Genomic DNA, 17,713 nt, shown 5'->3' with positions numbered 1-17,713 from the left:
TCTCGAAGCCCACCGGGTCCTCTCCATGTTTATTATTGTATGGTAACATATTTCATATCGATTGAAGCTACACCGCTTGAACAGAAAATTACAATCATATTATTCAAATTGAAAAAAAATAGTATGGTAATATTTTTCTAAGACTTTTCCTCAGAATAATTTCTGATAGTTTTTTTAGATGATTTCATGGCAATTAGACTTCCCATAAGGATTATAAATGCGATTTGAAAGACCTCGATAACAATTGCCGTATCGCTTATCATGCCTCCTCTTCCAGTTATTGGATTACCGGGGATTCTTGTAATAATCCAGATGAGGGTAAATGCAACTGTTCCTACTATACCTATATAGTCCCAAATTTTGCCCCAATTCTTCACTGTAGGAATTATCCAGAATACTTGTGCTAATCCTCCAACTAGAAACAAAATAGTCGTTTGAGTATTAAAAGCAGGTAACATACTTAAATGAAGGATTCCTGCAATACCTGTACATATGGCTGCAGCGATGGAAATTAACAGAATCCTATTCATATTAATACAAAGATATAAAACTATATAACCTACTTTTTTTTGCTTTATTAATCTCTGTCCTTATCATGGTCATTTTTGATGTTAATATTTTAATCAGGACGAGTAGACGTAATCAGCATAATATTTAGATAACTACAACAATGAAATAACATAAGATCTAATTGTAATTTTATGTTATTGTCTCGTTTTAAATTAATATTGAAAATTGTAAATATTTCTTCTACACCATATCATGATAGGTGCTGATGTGGTGATAGGGATTCTTCCAACACACAAAGTCATGCATAGAAAACCATCTTACCATTGACCTTACAATATTTTAAATAATAAATATTAGTAGATTTAGGGCACTAGTATATTAGATTTATTATAAATGTATATTCGATGTCATTACAAGTCGCAGAAATTAAACAAATTCCGATTAAATTACATTTTTCACTTATTTTAGTATTTTTTTTAATTACATGGACCCTTGCAACCGGTTTCATGCCTCGATACGTACCAGATTTGAATCAGTTACAATATTGGATTATGGGTATAACAGGATCCATTATATTATTCTTATCTGTATTGATACATGAGTTATCTCATTCTATAGTAGCAAGATCTTATGGAATCCGAGTAAAACAAATAATGTTGTTTATTTTTGGAGGAGTTTCAGACATAGAGGAAGAACCCAAAGACTTTAAAAAAGAGTTTAAGATGGCAATAGCTGGTCCTCTCATAAGTTTAGCTCTCTCGGCTTTTTTTGCCCTCTTTTGGTGGATCACCAATGTCATAATCATACAATCATCATCACCAACTGACGATTTTTCCACAACAGTGTTAACTATGGTAAATGCGATACTTTATTATTCGTCAATATTGAATCTGATATTAGGAATTTTTAATTTGATTCCAGCTTTTCCAATGGATGGTGGAAGAATATTAAGATCACTGCTATTTAGCAGAAACAAGAATTACGACAAATCTACACGAATTGCAGTAAGAATAGGTGTAATTATGTCATATGTATTCTTTGGTTTTGGAATATTAACAATACTTTCTGGATCATTTGTTAGTGGACTTTGGATTATTTTGATCGGTTGGTTTTTGCAGAACGGAGCTCAATCATATTTGTATCAGTATGATATAATGAAGATATTATCCAAGGTAAGATTAGAAGAGCTAATGAAAACTAATATTATTTCGGTCCCACAAGATATAACAGTAAATACCATCTTGAGGAACTACTTTAATATTTATATGAAGAGTTCTTTTCCAGTAACAAAATTAAACTACGAGATTGTTGGAATAGTCACTCTTAAAAGATGTTTAAATGTTCCCGAAATAGAAAGAGATACCACCATTGTAAGAAATATCATGTCCCCCAAGAGTGAAATAAAGTTGTTAAATGTAAATGATACTGCTGAAAAGGCACTGTCTGTCATGATTAAAGAAAATCAGGACAAGATTTTTGTGTGCAACGACATTGATATAGTAGAAGGGGTTGTCAGTAAAACAGACATAATCGAAGCAATGGATGAAAGAAAATCCTTTATCACAACGCGAAATAAAGGTATCTGAATTAAACTGTCAATGTCATTTAGAATAAGATTTATTCTATTTATATGAACACAATGAAATCAGAACTTTTTTCTATTTTTACTTAGCATCCATTAAAGATCAAGGTGTAGAGTAAAAGTGTTATTGCTCAGAATTGAATAAACAGAGATAGAAATAACCATATGCCGAATCAGAGTTAACAATTCTCAAGATTGGTAATCACAATCATTTCACTAATTCCCTATGTGATGCATAATAAATGTACAATTACAATAGTCAGTAGAATATTTCAGAAAATATTTAATGTCAGACAAGGATAATGTTCATCATATAATAATCTCCATAGAATAGTCTTCACCATTTATTGTTGATTTGTTTCATCTTACCAATTTTTTAAATCTCAAAAACATCATTTAAAATTAATCAGACTACAACATTCATAATACTACAAAATCATAAGAAAAGAAGAAAACTATGAGGATTCATGTGAATTTATCTTTTTTTCCTGATTACTTGATACCAATTATTACAGAATCGATAGAGGTAAAACAATTTTTAATTAAGGATAACTATGTTACTGACAAGGATAAGGATAACATCAATACAATATCCGCTGTTTTTGAATTCCATGGCTCCATAAAGGAATTTGAAGGTCTGTTAACTTCTATACTGCTTAAAAATTCCATAAAAGAATATGTCATAGCACAAGACATGGAAAAAGAAAATACCATTGCAATATTAAAAGCTGGTGATATAAGACAGTTGGGAATATTGGTTTGTGATTTTTGCGGTGCAGTATTTCATAGTGAAGACGAAAAATACATCCATCAGAGGGCACATTATTTTTATTAGAAGTTAATATATGATTTGTCGTGCTGTAGGTATCATAAACACACTGATAGCAATGCTCCCTGATATTTTTTAATCTATTGAATATTTTCTATTCGCTATGATAAAAATTTTGTATGCAAATTATCCTTGCAATATATCTAGATTCGTTTAATTAGTTTTGATTGAATTTGATCAAAAAAAGATTAAATTTAGTTATCTACTTGATCCATTAACTACGTCTTTAATTCCTTCTATTACAACTTCAGTAGTGTTCAAGAAGACTTTACTAGTTTCATTCACTGCATCACCCAATCCTTCAGTTATGTTGCCCGCTGCATTACCAGTCCCATTTGCTACTCCAATTAAGCCTATTGTTACATTGCCAGTGGTTTCATTAGTCTCCTTGATCGTATCTTGAGTATTATTTTGAGCATGATCCTCCCACATGGTAACATTTTGGGCAAAAACGTCAACTACTAAAGGTCCCACTAAAAGTGCTAAAGCTGCAAATAGCGTATAGAAAGTGCTATTATTCATTAGGTATGAACAATATCATCTTTCTTAAATTTTTACTTATTAAAGACAAGTTACTATTTCTGCAGAAACATTAAGTCTTACTAACACTATCCACATGTTTATTCTCATTGCAGGCATAACGAGTCACTATGTCTTCAACTTGTTGGTATTATAGGTATATAAAATATGATAATATTATAGAGTATGACAAACATTACAGATTTCAGTTTCAAAACCAATGGTTCTTCCTATTCTAAATTACTTGTGGCGGTTTTACCAATCCTAATGCTATTTATGACATTAGTGGTTAGCAACCAATATGTCTATCCTCAAGATAACAGCTCCAATATGACTACACCTGCTAACATAGAAGAATTAAATACAGAGGAATTTTCTCAAATAGTTATAACTTCGTCACAAATTAGTGAATTAAATAGTACTATAAATAATGCAATAAAAGCAACAGAACAAGAAAATATGACTGAGGTGCTTTTAGAATTGAAAGTTTTGCAAAACCAATTGGATCTACTTAATAATCCCTGAGAACTAACGAAAATACAATTCCATTTCCTCATTTTTACATATTATCAATAGAACAATGACTTTTTGAAAAAACGGAATATCTTTTTGAGATATTTGCAAAATAATATAAAAGTGTCATGCAAAAAACTGACAGAAATTAAATGGAGTTAACCTATAACCCTACAATATATGAACATTAACAAATTAAGAATTTCGGTTCGACAGGTGCAATTACGTATTTTGATTATCCAGTGATCAGGCATATGACAGGCTTTGATTTGTACTCGGTGAACAAATTTCAACATAAATTATTATCATCAAACTAAAATAGTAACATATCATATATTTGACTTTTATCTATTAGACTGACATCATATTTATCTAATTCCTTTAGCATATATTCAACCTCTCTTTCCAACTCAAACTTTTTAGAATATAGCTTCCTATCTGTCCACAGATCTTTAACTACTCTTCATTAGGCCTTGTCAATCTACCAGCCATTGTTATAAATCTAGAAGACGTATTTTTGATAGTTATGACTTTAGGATATAATTTGAAGATAGTTGACTGAGAAACATCCATTTATTTTTGAAATTCACTAGTATTGATTTAAAACCTAAATATTCATAGATATATATCAATTTTCTAATGTTGTTGTAGGAAATTATATATTTAAAATATATTGGTATTAGGTATTAACGCATATGAAATGAGTCAAATAACTATGCTATCTGCTGTAACCTTGATAATTAGTAATATGGAAAGGTCTTGCAGATTTTACTCTAATATTCCGGGATTCAAACTCATTTATGGTGGAGATTCTAAAGATTCTTTTACTACTTATCGGATCGGTAAATATAAAAATACCTCATATTTGAACTTGGAGCTTAAGAATTCACCAAATGATCATGTTGGTCATGAGAACAATAACAATAATTTCGTTAGGATTATTTTTTATACAGATGATGTTAACAGACTCTATTCTTATTTTAAGACCGACAAATCAATTTCAAGTCTAATTTTGCTTGAAAATGAGCCTATTGATGCATCCTGGAATGAACGATACTTTCATATACGTGAACCAGATGGATTTCAACTTTCTTTTGCTCAACCTTTGTGAATGTTTAGCCTCTCCATGTGAGTATCACTATCATGAAATACTAATCTGCTTGGCGGGATTCATTTTCAACACATAAGAGAGGTTAGTCACAGCCTAGAATCTTTTCTTTGTTTCATCAGGCATTAAATCAAACCTTTTATGCCGCTGTTAAGTTGGATAAGCCAGATAAATTCCAGCATTCAAAAGACATTTTATGACTCATATATCTTGGGTATTCTACAATATGGTATTAGAATATCTTTCCAGGAGTCATATTAGACGTTTTAATATCAAAGCTATTCATTAAATTCATTCTAATTGTTGAGTTGTCTAACTCGCGAGTATAAAAAGTGGAGAGATTAGTTTGATTCTAAATGGAAAGAAGAATCAATTACGTGTGGCTAATAAGTTTTAAAGAATATTCGATTGGATTGCTGTACAATCCCCGGATGCTCACGCTATTAAGGGACTGCTCTGAATGGATAAAATTGCACACATCATATTTGAATCTGAGCCAGTACACAGATATTTTTATCCAATACTAACATTTAATGTCATAGGGATATCCTATCTTCATTTTTTTGAATATTGAATATCAGAGTTAATAGATCATTCAATTTAGTTAGGTAATATCTATAGGAACGCACTAATGTTATCAGTATGGTAATATTACGTGCATATATTATATAGTATGTTTGACATATTTGTTAAATGTCAGCTGATACATCGAAAGATCCAATACCTTATAGAAAGGATTTAAGAAAAAAAATGGGACTAGAAGACCAAGAATCTGAAAGAACCAACAATCTAACAGAGTCAAATACTAATAAGGATTATAACAAATCTTGAATAACACGCCTTTACTATAATATAGTATTAAAGTGAAGGATATAAATTTAACTTTAAAAAATTATTTTAAAAGTTAATTAAAAATAACTGAAGTTTTAAAAAAGATATTAAATATATGAATAAAATAAATTTAAATTAAAATGATTTATTCATATAATCAGCAGTAGTTACTACAAAAGAGCAAAGTAAAAACAAGACATATAAAATAAAACATTTAGATGAAGTAGACGATGATATTACATCTATCTTTGTAATTTATATCCCCTACAGTCAAGTAATTGACCTTAATATAATTAGAAATATTCGGTGTAATCATAATATTGTATGTAGCATTTGGGATTAAGGCCTTCCGGATAAGATTAGAAATAAAGCAACAGAAGTCAAGCAGGGTATAGCCATCAAATGGAAAAGATTGTTCACAACACAGGCCTTCTGACCCCATTAGTTCTCTATTACAGATGATATATTAAAGACAATCTTTCTTCAGAGTCCTAGTCACTTTAGATATGAGGAGTAACAATAGTGATAATATTAGAGTGGGCCTATCTTTTACTCTAAGATCCCGAAAGAAATAGGGTAATCGTCAAATAACCGTCAGATTAACAGAGAACAAAGCCAGACCCATACTTAAGGAAAAGTTAGAAATTCAACTCTGACGTGAAATATGCACGGAACAGTGTGACAATGATGAGTGAATTGATTTTACGATTTGAGTCGATATACAGAATCTTAAAATCTTTTACAAACATTAGAACCTACTGTAAAGGACTGATATCACCTGAAGCCAACCGGTCCCGTTTGATGTTTTTTCTTTCTTTCTTTTGCTTTCATTAATCAAAATAAGTACCTCATTTTTCACAGTTTGTCTGATAATCAGGTTTACTTTTACCTTTAAATTTAATAACCACATTATGATTGGATTAGTCTAATGATTAACACAAAGTCAATCAAGATTCTTATACCTTCTATAATTGTTGGAGCCTTGTTATCTCTAACAGGATTAAATGCCTATGCATCAACTATACCAGCAGTGACTGATTATGAATATGGTTATGGTCCTATAGCCAGTATTAATAATGATTGGGTTCTGGCGGGTAACTATATGGGTTATGGTAATCCGTCAAATCTTTCGGATTCAGGTTTTCACTCTACATTTAGCATGGTAATGGAGAATGGCTCTGCTTACCACATCCATCAAATATCAAATACAACTATAAATGATTTTACGATGGATGGAAACAACACAGTTTTGAAAGGGTCAGTTACAGTGACAATGAAGGATGGCCCTATTTCAAATGTGCCTACTAACTGGACAATAAATAATAACAATATACTTGCAATATCTATGGACCCATCAAAGATTAACCATCACTTTGGCGATACTCCTATTTATGGCCTGGAATTAACCCCTGAAAAGGAGATGGAGATTGTCAATATGATGGCAGAGGATTCCAAGTTTATGGACAAATGGATTCCCTTAATGTTACAAAATACGATGAATGCATTAAAAATTGATGCAGGAAATATCTCGAATAAGTCGGTGACAAATCAATCGATAGCCAACGAATCTCTGAATATGAGCCTCAGAAATAATTCTACAATACCTTAACTAACTTCTTCCATAATTTTTATTTTATCTAAAAACCTTGACCTAGTCAAGTCCCATTAATAACAAGTTAATTATTAAATGTATATAAAAATGAATATTTGATTATTACTTTAGTAACTTCATCTCTTATTCTCTTATCATATCTTACCACAAATTAGACTCATAATATATCTATTACTAAAATCACAGACCCGTTATATACCTTAGTAACAATAATTAATAAGATTTACAAGGACGATACTGCCTTGAATTTGATTTTTATTTATTCATTATTTTGTAATTATTTTTATATAATACATTCAACGAATAGAACCACATAAAGAGCAGTAGCAGCAGGTGCTCTGTTCCTAACTATAGGCGTTTATCAAGTTAACGGCGCGCCCCTATTAGCAGGTAAATCATTTACTCATAGCGTCCTGGTATCCTTCTTGGATCAATCTATCTATGGTTTCATAGGTAAAGTCAGTAAGTTTTCCTGAAATACTATTATTGTCATCTTTACGTTGTATTTGAATAATTTTAACTATTTTAAAAGTGTTCTTTAGTATATCGATATTTCTCTTAATTTCTTCTGTCATAAGTCGTCTTGGCGTATATTCTTCTAATATTCTGTTAATTTTCTCTTTTAGTATTTCATTCTCATCTCCAAGGCTAATCAGTCTTTCGATTAAATTCACATAGTCAGTACATAGTTCATATGTTTTTGTATCGAATTCTTTACCAAGTTTTATGTCAATACTCCTGTCTTTAATCCATTCAAAATCATATGAGGCTACGTTCCTAACAGTATTGCTATTATTTTCCTTAGGATCAAATAAATTTACAACATATATTTCCAAATTTGGAATTCTTTGTATCTGTTGCTTCTCTTGCGATGAGCTGCTGCTGCTGCTGCTGCTGTTGTTGTTGTTGTTGTTGTTGTTGTTGTTGTAATTATTCGTTTCCTCATCCCTTTCATCATGCCTCATTTTTCTTCGGACAGAGTTCTCGAGATTTTTAGAACCTATTCGTTTTTCCCAGAATCTTTGATGTGCATCTATCAACTCTTTAATTGGAGTATTGCTCAATACCCCTCCATCCCAAAATTTACGTCCATTTATTTCCTCGTAAGCGTAGACTTCAGGTATGCTTGAGCTTGCAATAAGATAATTGATACTAATGCCTTCGTTGTATTGCATGATAATGGATTTTCCTAAATGTGAAACACCATATTCTGTTTCTCTTTTCCCTTGGTCGCTCTCATAGCTATCAAATGTGACTGTTGTTCCTTCTGTCGCGTCTACGCTTACTACAAGCAGTCTCGGTTCCCCTTTATCAAAACTAGTTGCAATAGGAAATTTAGCAAATTTTTCTATACTCTTTCTCAATGGTTTGTTATCGTACACAAGCCATTGATTTTGCGAATCGCAAAATCTATTATCTTGTTTTGGTGGGTAAATAGGCTTGAATACTTTTTCTACACCTGATTTAGAAAATTCTCTTGCTGAATAATATCTTCGTGCAGATTCTTCAGATGCTATTAAGGGATTTCCTTTTTCATTCTCGACTTTCCATTGTTTTAATGCTTCTGAAATATTTGGTGTAGGGGTGGACAAATACTTCCAAAATGCCTCAAGCTTTTCTGAAGCGCCTTCCCATGTTTTATTTTCAACAAAATGACTAACAAGAATTGCACCATTGATGGCACCTATGGAAGTTCCTGCAACAATGTCAAATAAAGGAACATCTTTTTCGTTATCATCTGCTTGACTTCCTTTAATTTTTTCATAAAGACATTTAAAAACACCAGCCTGGTATGCTCCTAGTGCCCCTCCTCCTTGCAAAACTAATGCTCTTTGAACTGAAGGAATAGAACGTTTGTTTAAAATTGACATGGATATAGTATACCAATATTTTAGATTTTTATTGGGCTTCCCAAATTATCAGTATCAGTATTGTTACTATTGGTATTGTTTAAGGAGAAATCCGTTTTGACATTCTCTCCTTCTGTATGTTTATCCTCTTTAATATTAAAATTATTTTTAGATTTTCTCTTTTTTATACGTCCAATATATTTCGAGACAAGCTGAAATTCTTCTTTGAAGCCGGTATATTTCCAATAAAATTTGTTGACAAGTGTTGAGATAGCAAACCAGATAATACTGTTTACTATAATAGTGAACAAGAACCCATAATAATAAGCCATAATTGTGCCAGTTATTGTACCACCTATAAGAAAGGGTATTTGACGTTTTAATACAGATTTTAATAAATTATCCAAAATAATATCTACTCATTATTTATTAATTAACATAGTATATAGACAGGTGTAACAGAATTATCATCTTTTTTTACTGAAGACAAAACAATTAACAGATACTGTGGAATATAAAAAAATTCTAAATCAAGAAACTAGCAGTTAATTTTATCAGTAGTTAAATTAACCTTCATATTTATGAATCCAAGTTTTGGTTAGCAGGTCCATGGTTCAATATTACTAGTCTCAGTATTTCAAAGAATGCAGTATTATTGAGCTTTGTTTCATGTCCTTTATCATTGAGTCTTGTGTCATGGAAATCACTTCGAGAATATGTTACTTCAAGGGGTAAATATTCAACAGACTATTGCATTGTCATATACATTATACATCCAGCCTTTGCGCTTTTATACACGATTAATCCTTAATGCGATGTTTGATCTTTAAAAACTACATTAATATAATAAGCGATGCAAATTTTGAAAATATAAGAATACATCTAAATACATTTGAATACATCAACACGCAAACAATACGTCTATGTTATTAACTTAGAACTTCAATTGTTCGGATGAACAATACATTTCTATCAATACCACCTCACAAGTCAAAATCGATGACACTCATCATGATACTAGGTTTTTATTTAGTTGCTTTCTCGCTTAATAATTTGGAAAATCATAAAGCAATAGCTACTACAATTACTAATCAAACAAACACTCAGACCTATGTATCTACTTCCGATTCAAATACAAAAGAATTTACCTTGATTGCCGAAGAGACTACACTAGACATATCACCAAGTAAGAAAATTAAGGCTTGGACATACAATGGAAGTATCCCTGGACCAACACTTCGTGTAACAGAGGGTGATAAGGTAATAGTCCATTTTATAAACAAGCTAGATTTACCTCACACAGTTCATTTTCATGGTGGCCATAATGGCACAATGGATGGAGTATTTGAGATTGTTGCGCCAAATAAGACATTTACTTATGAGTTTACAGCAGCACCATCAGGTGCCCTTATGTACCATTGCCATGTAATGCCAGTTGTTGAGCATGTTAGGATGGGATTATATGGGGCTTTTATTGTTGATCCAAAAACACCTTTACCACCCGCCAAGGAGTTTGTAGTGGTATTTGGTGATTATGATACCAAGGACATACACACGTCAGATCCTGAAAGTGCTTTCTACAATGGCTACGAGAACATTTACTACGATAATCCCCTACCAGTTTACACAAATGAAACAGCAAGAGTATATATGATTAATCTGTCCCAACTGCCCGCATATGGATATCACGTTCATGGAACTCTCTTTAAGACATGGATTTCGGGTATCTGGATGAATGAACCAGTACACACTCAAACATGGGCAACATCTTCAGGAGACGCAGCAATATTTGAAATGAAATGGCCCTGGGAGGGAAAATATGTATTTCACCAACATGGGATTCCTGAGGACAGAGGCGCTATGGGCTACTTTAATGTGTCCCAGCCTACGTCTAACCTCGTAGATGGAAAAGACATTGCGATTACAAAACCCGTGAGCATGATTGACTGGCAAGAGAACCTTACAAAAACAATGCAGAATGCCACAACGGAAATTAATGAGAATTAGAAATTGATTCATTCATATTGTAAAAGAGATGAACGAGGCTGATAAAATAAATAATCTAACAATAACTTTTCTAATCTTTTTGAATCAGTAACAACAATTTAATCCACCTAATAAATAACTCGTTCCTTTCTTGCATAGGCTTCCCTAGCTACACTAATTGCCCCCTTTCTTAATAACATTGCTCTATACACTATTTGTTTTGCTGTTTCCATTGCAGTCTTTCTAACATTAAGTTGTGAAGTATCACCTTCTTGGTCTATTAATTGTAGTGAGTTGTAAAGTGTCCTTTTGACATTATTTGTAATTTTATATTCAATTAGATCAAAGGCTTCTTTTTCTGTTCGGCCTTGATACTCAACAAACGATCCGATCACACCGCCAGAATTTGCAATAAAATCCGGAATGATTAAAATATTATTATTCACTAAATATTGATCGGCTGATGGTGTAGTAGGAATATTTGCACCCTCTACAACAATCTTCACATTATGTTCTAATAATTTGGGAGCAGTCTTATCGTTGATAACGCCAGTTAATGCCGCAGGAATAAAAATATCCGCATCTACATTAAAAATTTCGTCTTTATCCAAAATATTATAAAGGTGTTGATGCTGTTTATTCTCTAGCAGATCACCTAATTTAGACTTGTCTTTCATATCACTCATTAATTGCGGAATATCCAAGCCGTTATCATTAAATACAAATCCCGAGACATCACTAACGCCTACAACTTTTATATTCAGATCATTTAGAAACTTTGCAGTAAATGAACCTACATTACCAAATCCCTGAATTACTACTTTAATATCATTGCTTTTTTTATCTAAACTGTTGGTGAGATCAAGAAAGGGCCTGGAAGCCGTTAATCCTTTACGTTTGATGTCTTTTAAAAAGTCTAGCGTAGTTCTTAATGCAACACTTACCCCATAGCCAGTTGTACCTAATTCGTGAGGAATTCCTCCTAGTTCCTGTGGTTTACCTGTACATGCTCGCATGTCTCCGATCTCATGTGCAAATACTGCCATATCCAATTCGGTCGTACCAACGTCAGTAGCTGCAATATATTGTAGGGGACAATATGGTCTTATCATTTTGGCAAAAGATTTAATCCATTCTACTTGGTTTACTTTACTTGGGTTTGCTATAATTCCTCCTTTAGCGCCACCAAATGGCAGGCCAGCTGACGCACATTTCCAAGTCATTGTTCTTGCAAGCCTAAACACTTCTGTAGGAGTAACACTTTCTGCAAACCTTATTCCTCCTTTGCCAGGACCAGTAGAGGTATTATCAATAACCAAAACACCTTTCATACCGGTGTCAGGATCATATACCTGCAATACTTTTTCGGGGCCCCATTCGTCTATTTCTCTCCATCCGGAACTACTCTCCATCTGGTATTTCTCCACATTAGATCCTAAATTTGAGTGTGAAAAAGATGATTCTGCGTTGACCATTGCAGATTACTATTAATTATGATATGTTATAATCTTATTATGTAGTACGAACGCATAGTCAAATAAAGTTTGGAGTTTAATAGGGACTAATTTTACTGATGAATAAACAATTCAATCAAATATAAAAGATGTTAAAACTCAATAGCATGGTGAATCTCTGAACTCGCAATTTAGTTACAGTTCTCATATTGGAGATTAGTTCCCTGTGGTATCAAGGTTCTAATACAAACGCAATTCCTTAACTTATAGTGATGTTTACTATTATTATTTCTATGACAATGATCACTTGGAATTACTCTATTTTGTGAATCCTATAGAAAAAAATATTATCAAAGTAAAATCTTCATTCTTTTTTGGAGTTCCAATAGCGTAGCATAATTTTTTTTAATATTATCTTAAATCAATTAATTTTTAAAGTTAAGAAAAAAGATTTTCCTAAAATAAGAAAGGAATTTGGTAAATCATTATTCTCGGAATTTGGAGAATAATCCAGTAGTATATATGAATTGATTTATCAATAAAAGCAATGAGTTATTATTACCAATTGTCATCTTAAATGGAAATAGAAGTTTTCGCCCTATTTAGTTGACGCCTGAAATTTGTGTAGTCCTCATCAATTTCCATGGCTGCTTGTAAAATCTTGCTTTTTATTGTATTAGATGAATTAATAAACATCTTTGTATCTTTGGGAAGACAGTGACCACCTATTCCATCTCTTGGTTCTAGTACTTCTACATTCCATTTTGTATTGAGTGATTCACGTAATTCCGAAAAACTGATACTATTAGACTTGCAATAAAGGTAAAGCTCTTCTGCAAATGCTATTTGGAGATATCTATGAGCATTCTCTACTATTTTGGTTAGCTCTGCTACTTCAACTGATGATACTGGATGCATTGGAATTGATAGACTTTTTAGCCCTTCTTTTGTCGCTGTAGTTGTAGTTGTAGTTGTAGTTGTAGTTGTATCTATTCCTTCTATTCTTCCTGCTCTTGTAGTTGGCATTCCTTCTGTTCCTGTTGTTTGTTGTGGGATTACCTCACGTCCATCATAAAAGTTAAGACCATGTTGTAGACAACAGTTGCTTACACCTCCTACAATACGTAATTGATTTACACCGTGAATTTCTTCTTCTAATGCATACCATCTATGTGGTGCATGTACAACGTGTAGTCTATGATCTACTTTTTCAAATACTTTTTTTGATGTACCTTTTGGTATAGTACTTTCAACTGATATTAGTGCACCTGTCTTTGCTTCTCTAGATATCTTTTCAACAACGGACATCAAACCATCTACTTGTGGTGTAAACATATCATCTGGTCTATGTGTGGATACACAGATAATTAATACGTCAAAATCACCAAAGTTTGTTGCTTGTTTTATTCCATAATTGGTCTCAGCTGATTGCATGGTTTTTTGATTTATATCGTATCCATAGGTATCAAAACCATGTTCTTTAACATATTTTGCAACTGGAAGACCAAGCTGGCCTAGTCCTATAATAACTACTGTTTTTGTCGAAGTAGCATCTAAATCATCACTATTACGTATTGGCACGGCATTATTATTTGATGATTATTGTTTTTATAGTGGTATTACAACATAATTTCAAATTGTTGATTGTAAATTCAATAATGAATTGATATAGAATGTTTACTAATTCTAAATTTTATCTTTAATAATTTTTTTCAACTACTTAGTTCACTAACAGAAAATTCAACAAGACCAAGTTTCTTCATTCGCCATTTCCATTTTGTTTGTTTCATATTCTTAGATTTACTCTAATATCGTTCCTCAAGACTATTGAGGAAAGGGAAAACTAGAGGATAAATTAATTTTTAATTATGGAGGTATTTATAATATGTTTCTTTTGAATATGTATGTATAAGGATATTGACTGGAACGATGTAATAAAGAAGGAAGCAAAAGGTGATAATGATTTTGACCTAGGCGAGGTCCAAGAAGTTTCTAACGGTTTAATCTTGACTCAGAGAGGTATAGGAAACAAGGAAATTTTTAGCATTCCTCAATACAAAGTAGAAAGTTATGATGGTAAAGTTTTAAAATTTGCTATCTCAGAGGATGAAGCAATAAACAAGTACAAGAAAAGATTTGGAGATGATTCTCAAGGCGAGATTACACTTGAACAGATTGATTGGAATAATGTAATAAAGAAAGAGGCCAGAGGCCTTAGCGATGCAGATTTCGGCGAGGTCCAAGAAGTTTCTAACGGTTTAATCTTGACTCAGAGAGGTATAGGAAACAAGGAAATTTTTAGCATTCCTCAATACAAAGTAGAAAGTTATGATGGTAAAGTTTTAAAATTTGCTATCTCAGAGGATGAAGCAATAAACAAGTACAAGAAAAGATTTGATGCAGATCCATCATAGAACAACAATAGAATTATTCCTATCTTTTATCGGAACTTATTTTACGTATTTTATAATGATTGCGAAAAAAATGAGAAACTATTTTTAAAAATTGACTGCGTTTACATCTCTGAAACTTGATAGAATTTAATATGATACATCAGATTACAAGTATTATAGTATATACTCTATTCATAATCGAACTCATCATAGGTAGAAACCAGCCCACAGTTTGGACAACTTTCATGATTAGAAGTCTTTTTTCAACGCTCTGTTTATCTTCTCGATATAAATTGGAGGTATATTCAAAGCCACAATACTTACATTTTATTGTAAGATCCATATCAAATTTCTCACCATAGGATATTTCAATATTATCAATTGACAAAGGTGATTTCGTTACACCCGACCTCTGTGAAAATCTCGACTCCTCCAATTGTGTTTGCAGTTATTTGAAATAGACGCATGGTAATTATGACGTATCAAAAGTTTTATTCAACTATTAAGATATGAAAAAATCACAAAATAAATAACAGTATGATATTGCCGAGTGAAATAAAAAAGAAATGAGGAATTAAAATTGTGAAATACCTACAGACAGTAAATTCGATGTTAAAGATGTCTTTCCATTTGCTAGTCCTTTTTGAAAATAGGATCAAAAAAAATTAAAGGTTATTATCGTCCAAATGGGGCCTGTAATTCAGCTCCACCATATGTACCTGCTGCGTTAGGATCGACATCGTCAACTGGTTCTTCAGTGATAATGAACTCTGTATAGGTAAAAGGATTTACCAAGTGGTCTGAAGTATTTAAACTATTTCCAGCCAATGTACCTAGGCTTAATTTATAGTTGGATCCATCGGCATCAACTAACCATGCTTCAAAAACTTTATCTTGTTTAGGTACTGCCGTCATGTTAACAGAGGTATCTATCGTTTTTCCCTGTACATCAATAGACAATGTTCCTATCTTTTCTGTGCCAAATCCAGGACCTGGATCCTTTGCTTTATTAATATCCATAGTCACGGGTTCAGCATTTGAAAATTGAAGGCCTCCAAAAGTCATTGATATAATAGTAGCAATGACAATTGCTAAATATGTCTTTGTTCTTATCATGAAATCAACTATCGTACATAGTATAAATAATGTAATATTTTACCTTCTAAAATATTATAATATAGAGACTTTAAATTCCGGTTTTAAAAGTTTCTTAACCTTTCTTTAAACCTATTCTGTAGATGAAAATGAGCTAGTGACGTCTTTTCTACTAGCATTGTTTTTAAATCTATAACTCATCAAATTTTGTTATTTATTCAAATCTTTTTTCTATATATCCATGCAATCACAGAGGTACCTACAAATGTTGCAGTCCAGTATAACCATAGATCGGTCCATACTCCAGATAACATTGCGGGAGCCAATGACCGAGCAGGATTCATCGATGCTCCAGATATAAACGCCAAAAATAAAATGTCTAATCCAACAATACCTCCGATAGCTATTCCGCCGAATCTTTTCAAACCTTTTGTATAAACAACAGTCAATATCACCGCCATCAAAAGAGCTGATGCTAAAACTTCTATTCCAAATATCAAAGGTAAAGGATATAAATAATTTGGCACATTGATTCCTAGATTTACCTCTTTGCCTATTACAATACTTACGAAAAGACTTGCTAACAAAGCACCAATAATCTCCTCTAAAAGATACAAAACAAGTAGCTTTCTTGTAATATGCCTTGTTATCAAAAACGCGACAGATACAGCAGGATTAAAATGAGCCATAGAGATTTTTCCAAAAAGATATACGCCTATTGCAACACCCACGAAAGGAGCAAATGCAACAAATGGTAAACCAAGAATACCATTAAACTTTGCATCAATAACTACTGAACCTGTAGCTAAAACAACAACAATAAATGCTCCTATGAGTTCTGCAACAAACCTTTTTTGATTAACAGTTAGTTTATCGACTACAGATTCAAAAGTAGATTCCTTTGACATGAAAATCGATTAATTATAGGATATCCGTTTAGTTGGATTACATGAACCGTTATCTTAGATTGGAATTTTATGATTTTCGGAGGCGCTAACTATTTCCAACACTCTTTTTTTAATTTCGTCTCTTATTTCTCTAACTTTCTCTATTGGTTTGTCTTTTGGATCTTCTATAGCCCAGTCTATAACTTTTGGTACAAATAAAGCGGGACAGAATTTGTCATCCATACAACCCATATTGATAATAGCTGTTGCATTTCGAATCATGTCTTCTGTCAAGTCTTTAGGTTTTTGTTTACTTATATCTATTCCAACTTCCTTCATAACCTCTACTGCAATTGGATTGATTTGAGAAGTGGGAACTGTACCAGCACTAATAGTTTTGTAGTCTTTTTGAGCATACTTTCTGAAGAAAGCCTCAGCCATCTGACTTCTTCCAGCGTTTTGAACACATACAAAGAGTATGGTTTTTGTTGCAATGTCACGATCATGATCTCGTTTGCGTTTGCCAAATGAAAATTTCATACAA

General features: G+C 32.3%; 18 protein-coding genes. 8 read left to right on the top strand and 10 right to left on the bottom strand.

The window, feature by feature from the left end; genetic code table 11:
• Positions 1-137: 137 nt before the first annotated feature.
• Positions 138-530: a hypothetical protein gene (locus tag AB0A59_RS01650; RefSeq protein ID WP_458745895.1), complete on the bottom strand. Its 393-nt coding sequence runs from the start codon at positions 528-530 to the stop codon at positions 138-140.
• A 486-nt stretch (positions 531-1,016) separates the two neighbouring features.
• Here AB0A59_RS01650 and AB0A59_RS01645 point away from each other — a divergent pair, with 486 nt between their 5' ends.
• Positions 1,017-2,096, top strand: a complete 1,080-nt coding sequence (locus tag AB0A59_RS01645) for a site-2 protease family protein (protein WP_458745893.1) — start codon at positions 1,017-1,019, stop codon at positions 2,094-2,096.
• Positions 2,097-2,549: 453 nt separating this feature from the next.
• Complete coding sequence (locus AB0A59_RS01640) at positions 2,550-2,927, top strand: hypothetical protein (protein WP_458745892.1); 378 nt, start codon at positions 2,550-2,552, stop codon at positions 2,925-2,927.
• A gap of 192 nt (positions 2,928-3,119) precedes the next feature.
• Here the strand turns inward: AB0A59_RS01640 and AB0A59_RS01635 are convergent, their stop codons facing one another.
• Positions 3,120-3,443 (bottom strand): hypothetical protein, encoded by a 324-nt coding sequence (locus AB0A59_RS01635; RefSeq protein ID WP_458745890.1) that lies wholly within the window; start codon positions 3,441-3,443, stop codon positions 3,120-3,122.
• Positions 3,444-3,626: 183 nt separating this feature from the next.
• On the opposite strand from AB0A59_RS01635, the gene AB0A59_RS01630 reads away from it, so the two are divergent.
• The 4 genes from AB0A59_RS01630 (at position 3,627) to AB0A59_RS01615 (ending at position 7,501) form a co-directional block, all read left to right on the top strand.
• Positions 3,627-3,965: a hypothetical protein gene (locus tag AB0A59_RS01630; protein ID WP_458745888.1), complete on the top strand. Its 339-nt coding sequence runs from the start codon at positions 3,627-3,629 to the stop codon at positions 3,963-3,965.
• Between the two features lie 688 nt (positions 3,966-4,653).
• A complete protein-coding gene (locus AB0A59_RS01625) occupies positions 4,654-5,064 on the top strand; it encodes a VOC family protein (RefSeq protein ID WP_458745886.1) in 411 nt (136 codons plus the stop codon).
• A gap of 690 nt (positions 5,065-5,754) precedes the next feature.
• Positions 5,755-5,892, top strand: coding sequence for a hypothetical protein (locus tag AB0A59_RS01620; protein WP_458745884.1), 138 nt, complete (start codon positions 5,755-5,757; stop codon positions 5,890-5,892).
• A gap of 928 nt (positions 5,893-6,820) precedes the next feature.
• A complete protein-coding gene (locus AB0A59_RS01615) occupies positions 6,821-7,501 on the top strand; it encodes a hypothetical protein (RefSeq protein ID WP_458745883.1) in 681 nt (226 codons plus the stop codon).
• Positions 7,502-7,899: 398 nt separating this feature from the next.
• On the opposite strand, the gene AB0A59_RS01610 is transcribed toward AB0A59_RS01615, so the two are convergent.
• Positions 7,900-9,375 (bottom strand): patatin-like phospholipase family protein, encoded by a 1,476-nt coding sequence (locus AB0A59_RS01610; protein ID WP_458745881.1) that lies wholly within the window; start codon positions 9,373-9,375, stop codon positions 7,900-7,902.
• A 20-nt stretch (positions 9,376-9,395) separates the two neighbouring features.
• Positions 9,396-9,761, bottom strand: coding sequence for a hypothetical protein (locus tag AB0A59_RS01605; protein ID WP_458745879.1), 366 nt, complete (start codon positions 9,759-9,761; stop codon positions 9,396-9,398).
• Between the two features lie 547 nt (positions 9,762-10,308).
• Here AB0A59_RS01605 and AB0A59_RS01600 point away from each other — a divergent pair.
• Positions 10,309-11,361 carry a multicopper oxidase domain-containing protein gene (locus AB0A59_RS01600; RefSeq protein ID WP_458745878.1) on the top strand — a complete coding sequence of 351 codons (1,053 nt, stop codon included), beginning with the start codon at positions 10,309-10,311 and terminating at the stop codon, positions 11,359-11,361.
• Positions 11,362-11,468: 107 nt separating this feature from the next.
• Here the strand turns inward: AB0A59_RS01600 and AB0A59_RS01595 are convergent, their stop codons facing one another.
• Together AB0A59_RS01595 and AB0A59_RS01590 are read right to left on the bottom strand one after the other, a co-directional pair.
• Complete coding sequence (locus tag AB0A59_RS01595; RefSeq protein ID WP_458745877.1) at positions 11,469-12,752, bottom strand: Glu/Leu/Phe/Val family dehydrogenase; 1,284 nt, start codon at positions 12,750-12,752, stop codon at positions 11,469-11,471.
• Positions 12,753-13,367: 615 nt separating this feature from the next.
• A complete protein-coding gene (locus AB0A59_RS01590) occupies positions 13,368-14,375 on the bottom strand; it encodes an NAD(P)-binding domain-containing protein (protein ID WP_458745876.1) in 1,008 nt (335 codons plus the stop codon).
• A 323-nt stretch (positions 14,376-14,698) separates the two neighbouring features.
• Here AB0A59_RS01590 and AB0A59_RS01585 point away from each other — a divergent pair, with 323 nt between their 5' ends.
• On the top strand, positions 14,699-15,208 hold the full coding sequence (locus AB0A59_RS01585; RefSeq protein WP_458745874.1) for a hypothetical protein: 510 nt from the start codon (positions 14,699-14,701) through the stop codon (positions 15,206-15,208).
• 139 nt (positions 15,209-15,347) lie between these two features.
• On the opposite strand, the gene AB0A59_RS01580 is transcribed toward AB0A59_RS01585, so the two are convergent.
• From AB0A59_RS01580 to AB0A59_RS01565, 4 genes are all read right to left on the bottom strand, one after another.
• Positions 15,348-15,575, bottom strand: coding sequence for a hypothetical protein (locus AB0A59_RS01580; RefSeq protein WP_458745872.1), 228 nt, complete (start codon positions 15,573-15,575; stop codon positions 15,348-15,350).
• A gap of 287 nt (positions 15,576-15,862) precedes the next feature.
• On the bottom strand, positions 15,863-16,303 hold the full coding sequence (locus AB0A59_RS01575; protein ID WP_458745871.1) for a hypothetical protein: 441 nt from the start codon (positions 16,301-16,303) through the stop codon (positions 15,863-15,865).
• 197 nt (positions 16,304-16,500) lie between these two features.
• On the bottom strand, positions 16,501-17,190 hold the full coding sequence (locus AB0A59_RS01570; protein WP_458745869.1) for an MIP/aquaporin family protein: 690 nt from the start codon (positions 17,188-17,190) through the stop codon (positions 16,501-16,503).
• 54 nt (positions 17,191-17,244) lie between these two features.
• The gene (locus tag AB0A59_RS01565) at positions 17,245-17,709 is read right to left on the bottom strand and encodes an arsenate reductase ArsC (protein WP_458745867.1); all 465 of its coding nucleotides are present in this window, start codon (positions 17,707-17,709) and stop codon (positions 17,245-17,247) included.
• Positions 17,710-17,713: the final 4 nt, after the last annotated feature.

This window comes from Candidatus Nitrosocosmicus sp. T (assembly GCF_054408485.1).
The sequence above is the reverse complement of the archived record's forward strand: the minus strand, read 5'-3'. Positions and strand labels throughout refer to the sequence as shown.

Bases quoted from the DNA above. Each gene is read 5' to 3' on its own strand.
- AB0A59_RS01645 (WP_458745893.1), top strand. From the start codon at position 1,017: ATGCCTCGATACGTACCAGATTTGAATCAGTTACAATATTGGATTATG.
- AB0A59_RS01650 (WP_458745895.1), bottom strand. From the start codon at position 530: ATGAATAGGATTCTGTTAATTTCCATCGCTGCAGCCATATGTACAGGT.
- AB0A59_RS01600 (WP_458745878.1), top strand. From the start codon at position 10,309: ATGAACAATACATTTCTATCAATACCACCTCACAAGTCAAAATCGATG.
- AB0A59_RS01640 (WP_458745892.1), top strand. From the start codon at position 2,550: ATGAGGATTCATGTGAATTTATCTTTTTTTCCTGATTACTTGATACCA.
- AB0A59_RS01565 (WP_458745867.1), bottom strand. From the start codon at position 17,709: ATGAAATTTTCATTTGGCAAACGCAAACGAGATCATGATCGTGACATT.
- AB0A59_RS01595 (WP_458745877.1), bottom strand. From the start codon at position 12,752: ATGGAGAGTAGTTCCGGATGGAGAGAAATAGACGAATGGGGCCCCGAA.
- AB0A59_RS01610 (WP_458745881.1), bottom strand. From the start codon at position 9,375: ATGTCAATTTTAAACAAACGTTCTATTCCTTCAGTTCAAAGAGCATTA.
- AB0A59_RS01635 (WP_458745890.1), bottom strand. From the start codon at position 3,443: ATGAATAATAGCACTTTCTATACGCTATTTGCAGCTTTAGCACTTTTA.
- AB0A59_RS01625 (WP_458745886.1), top strand. From the start codon at position 4,654: ATGAGTCAAATAACTATGCTATCTGCTGTAACCTTGATAATTAGTAAT.
- AB0A59_RS01585 (WP_458745874.1), top strand. From the start codon at position 14,699: ATGTATAAGGATATTGACTGGAACGATGTAATAAAGAAGGAAGCAAAA.
- AB0A59_RS01630 (WP_458745888.1), top strand. From the start codon at position 3,627: ATGACAAACATTACAGATTTCAGTTTCAAAACCAATGGTTCTTCCTAT.
- AB0A59_RS01575 (WP_458745871.1), bottom strand. From the start codon at position 16,303: ATGATAAGAACAAAGACATATTTAGCAATTGTCATTGCTACTATTATA.
- AB0A59_RS01570 (WP_458745869.1), bottom strand. From the start codon at position 17,190: ATGTCAAAGGAATCTACTTTTGAATCTGTAGTCGATAAACTAACTGTT.
- AB0A59_RS01620 (WP_458745884.1), top strand. From the start codon at position 5,755: ATGTCAGCTGATACATCGAAAGATCCAATACCTTATAGAAAGGATTTA.
- AB0A59_RS01615 (WP_458745883.1), top strand. From the start codon at position 6,821: ATGATTAACACAAAGTCAATCAAGATTCTTATACCTTCTATAATTGTT.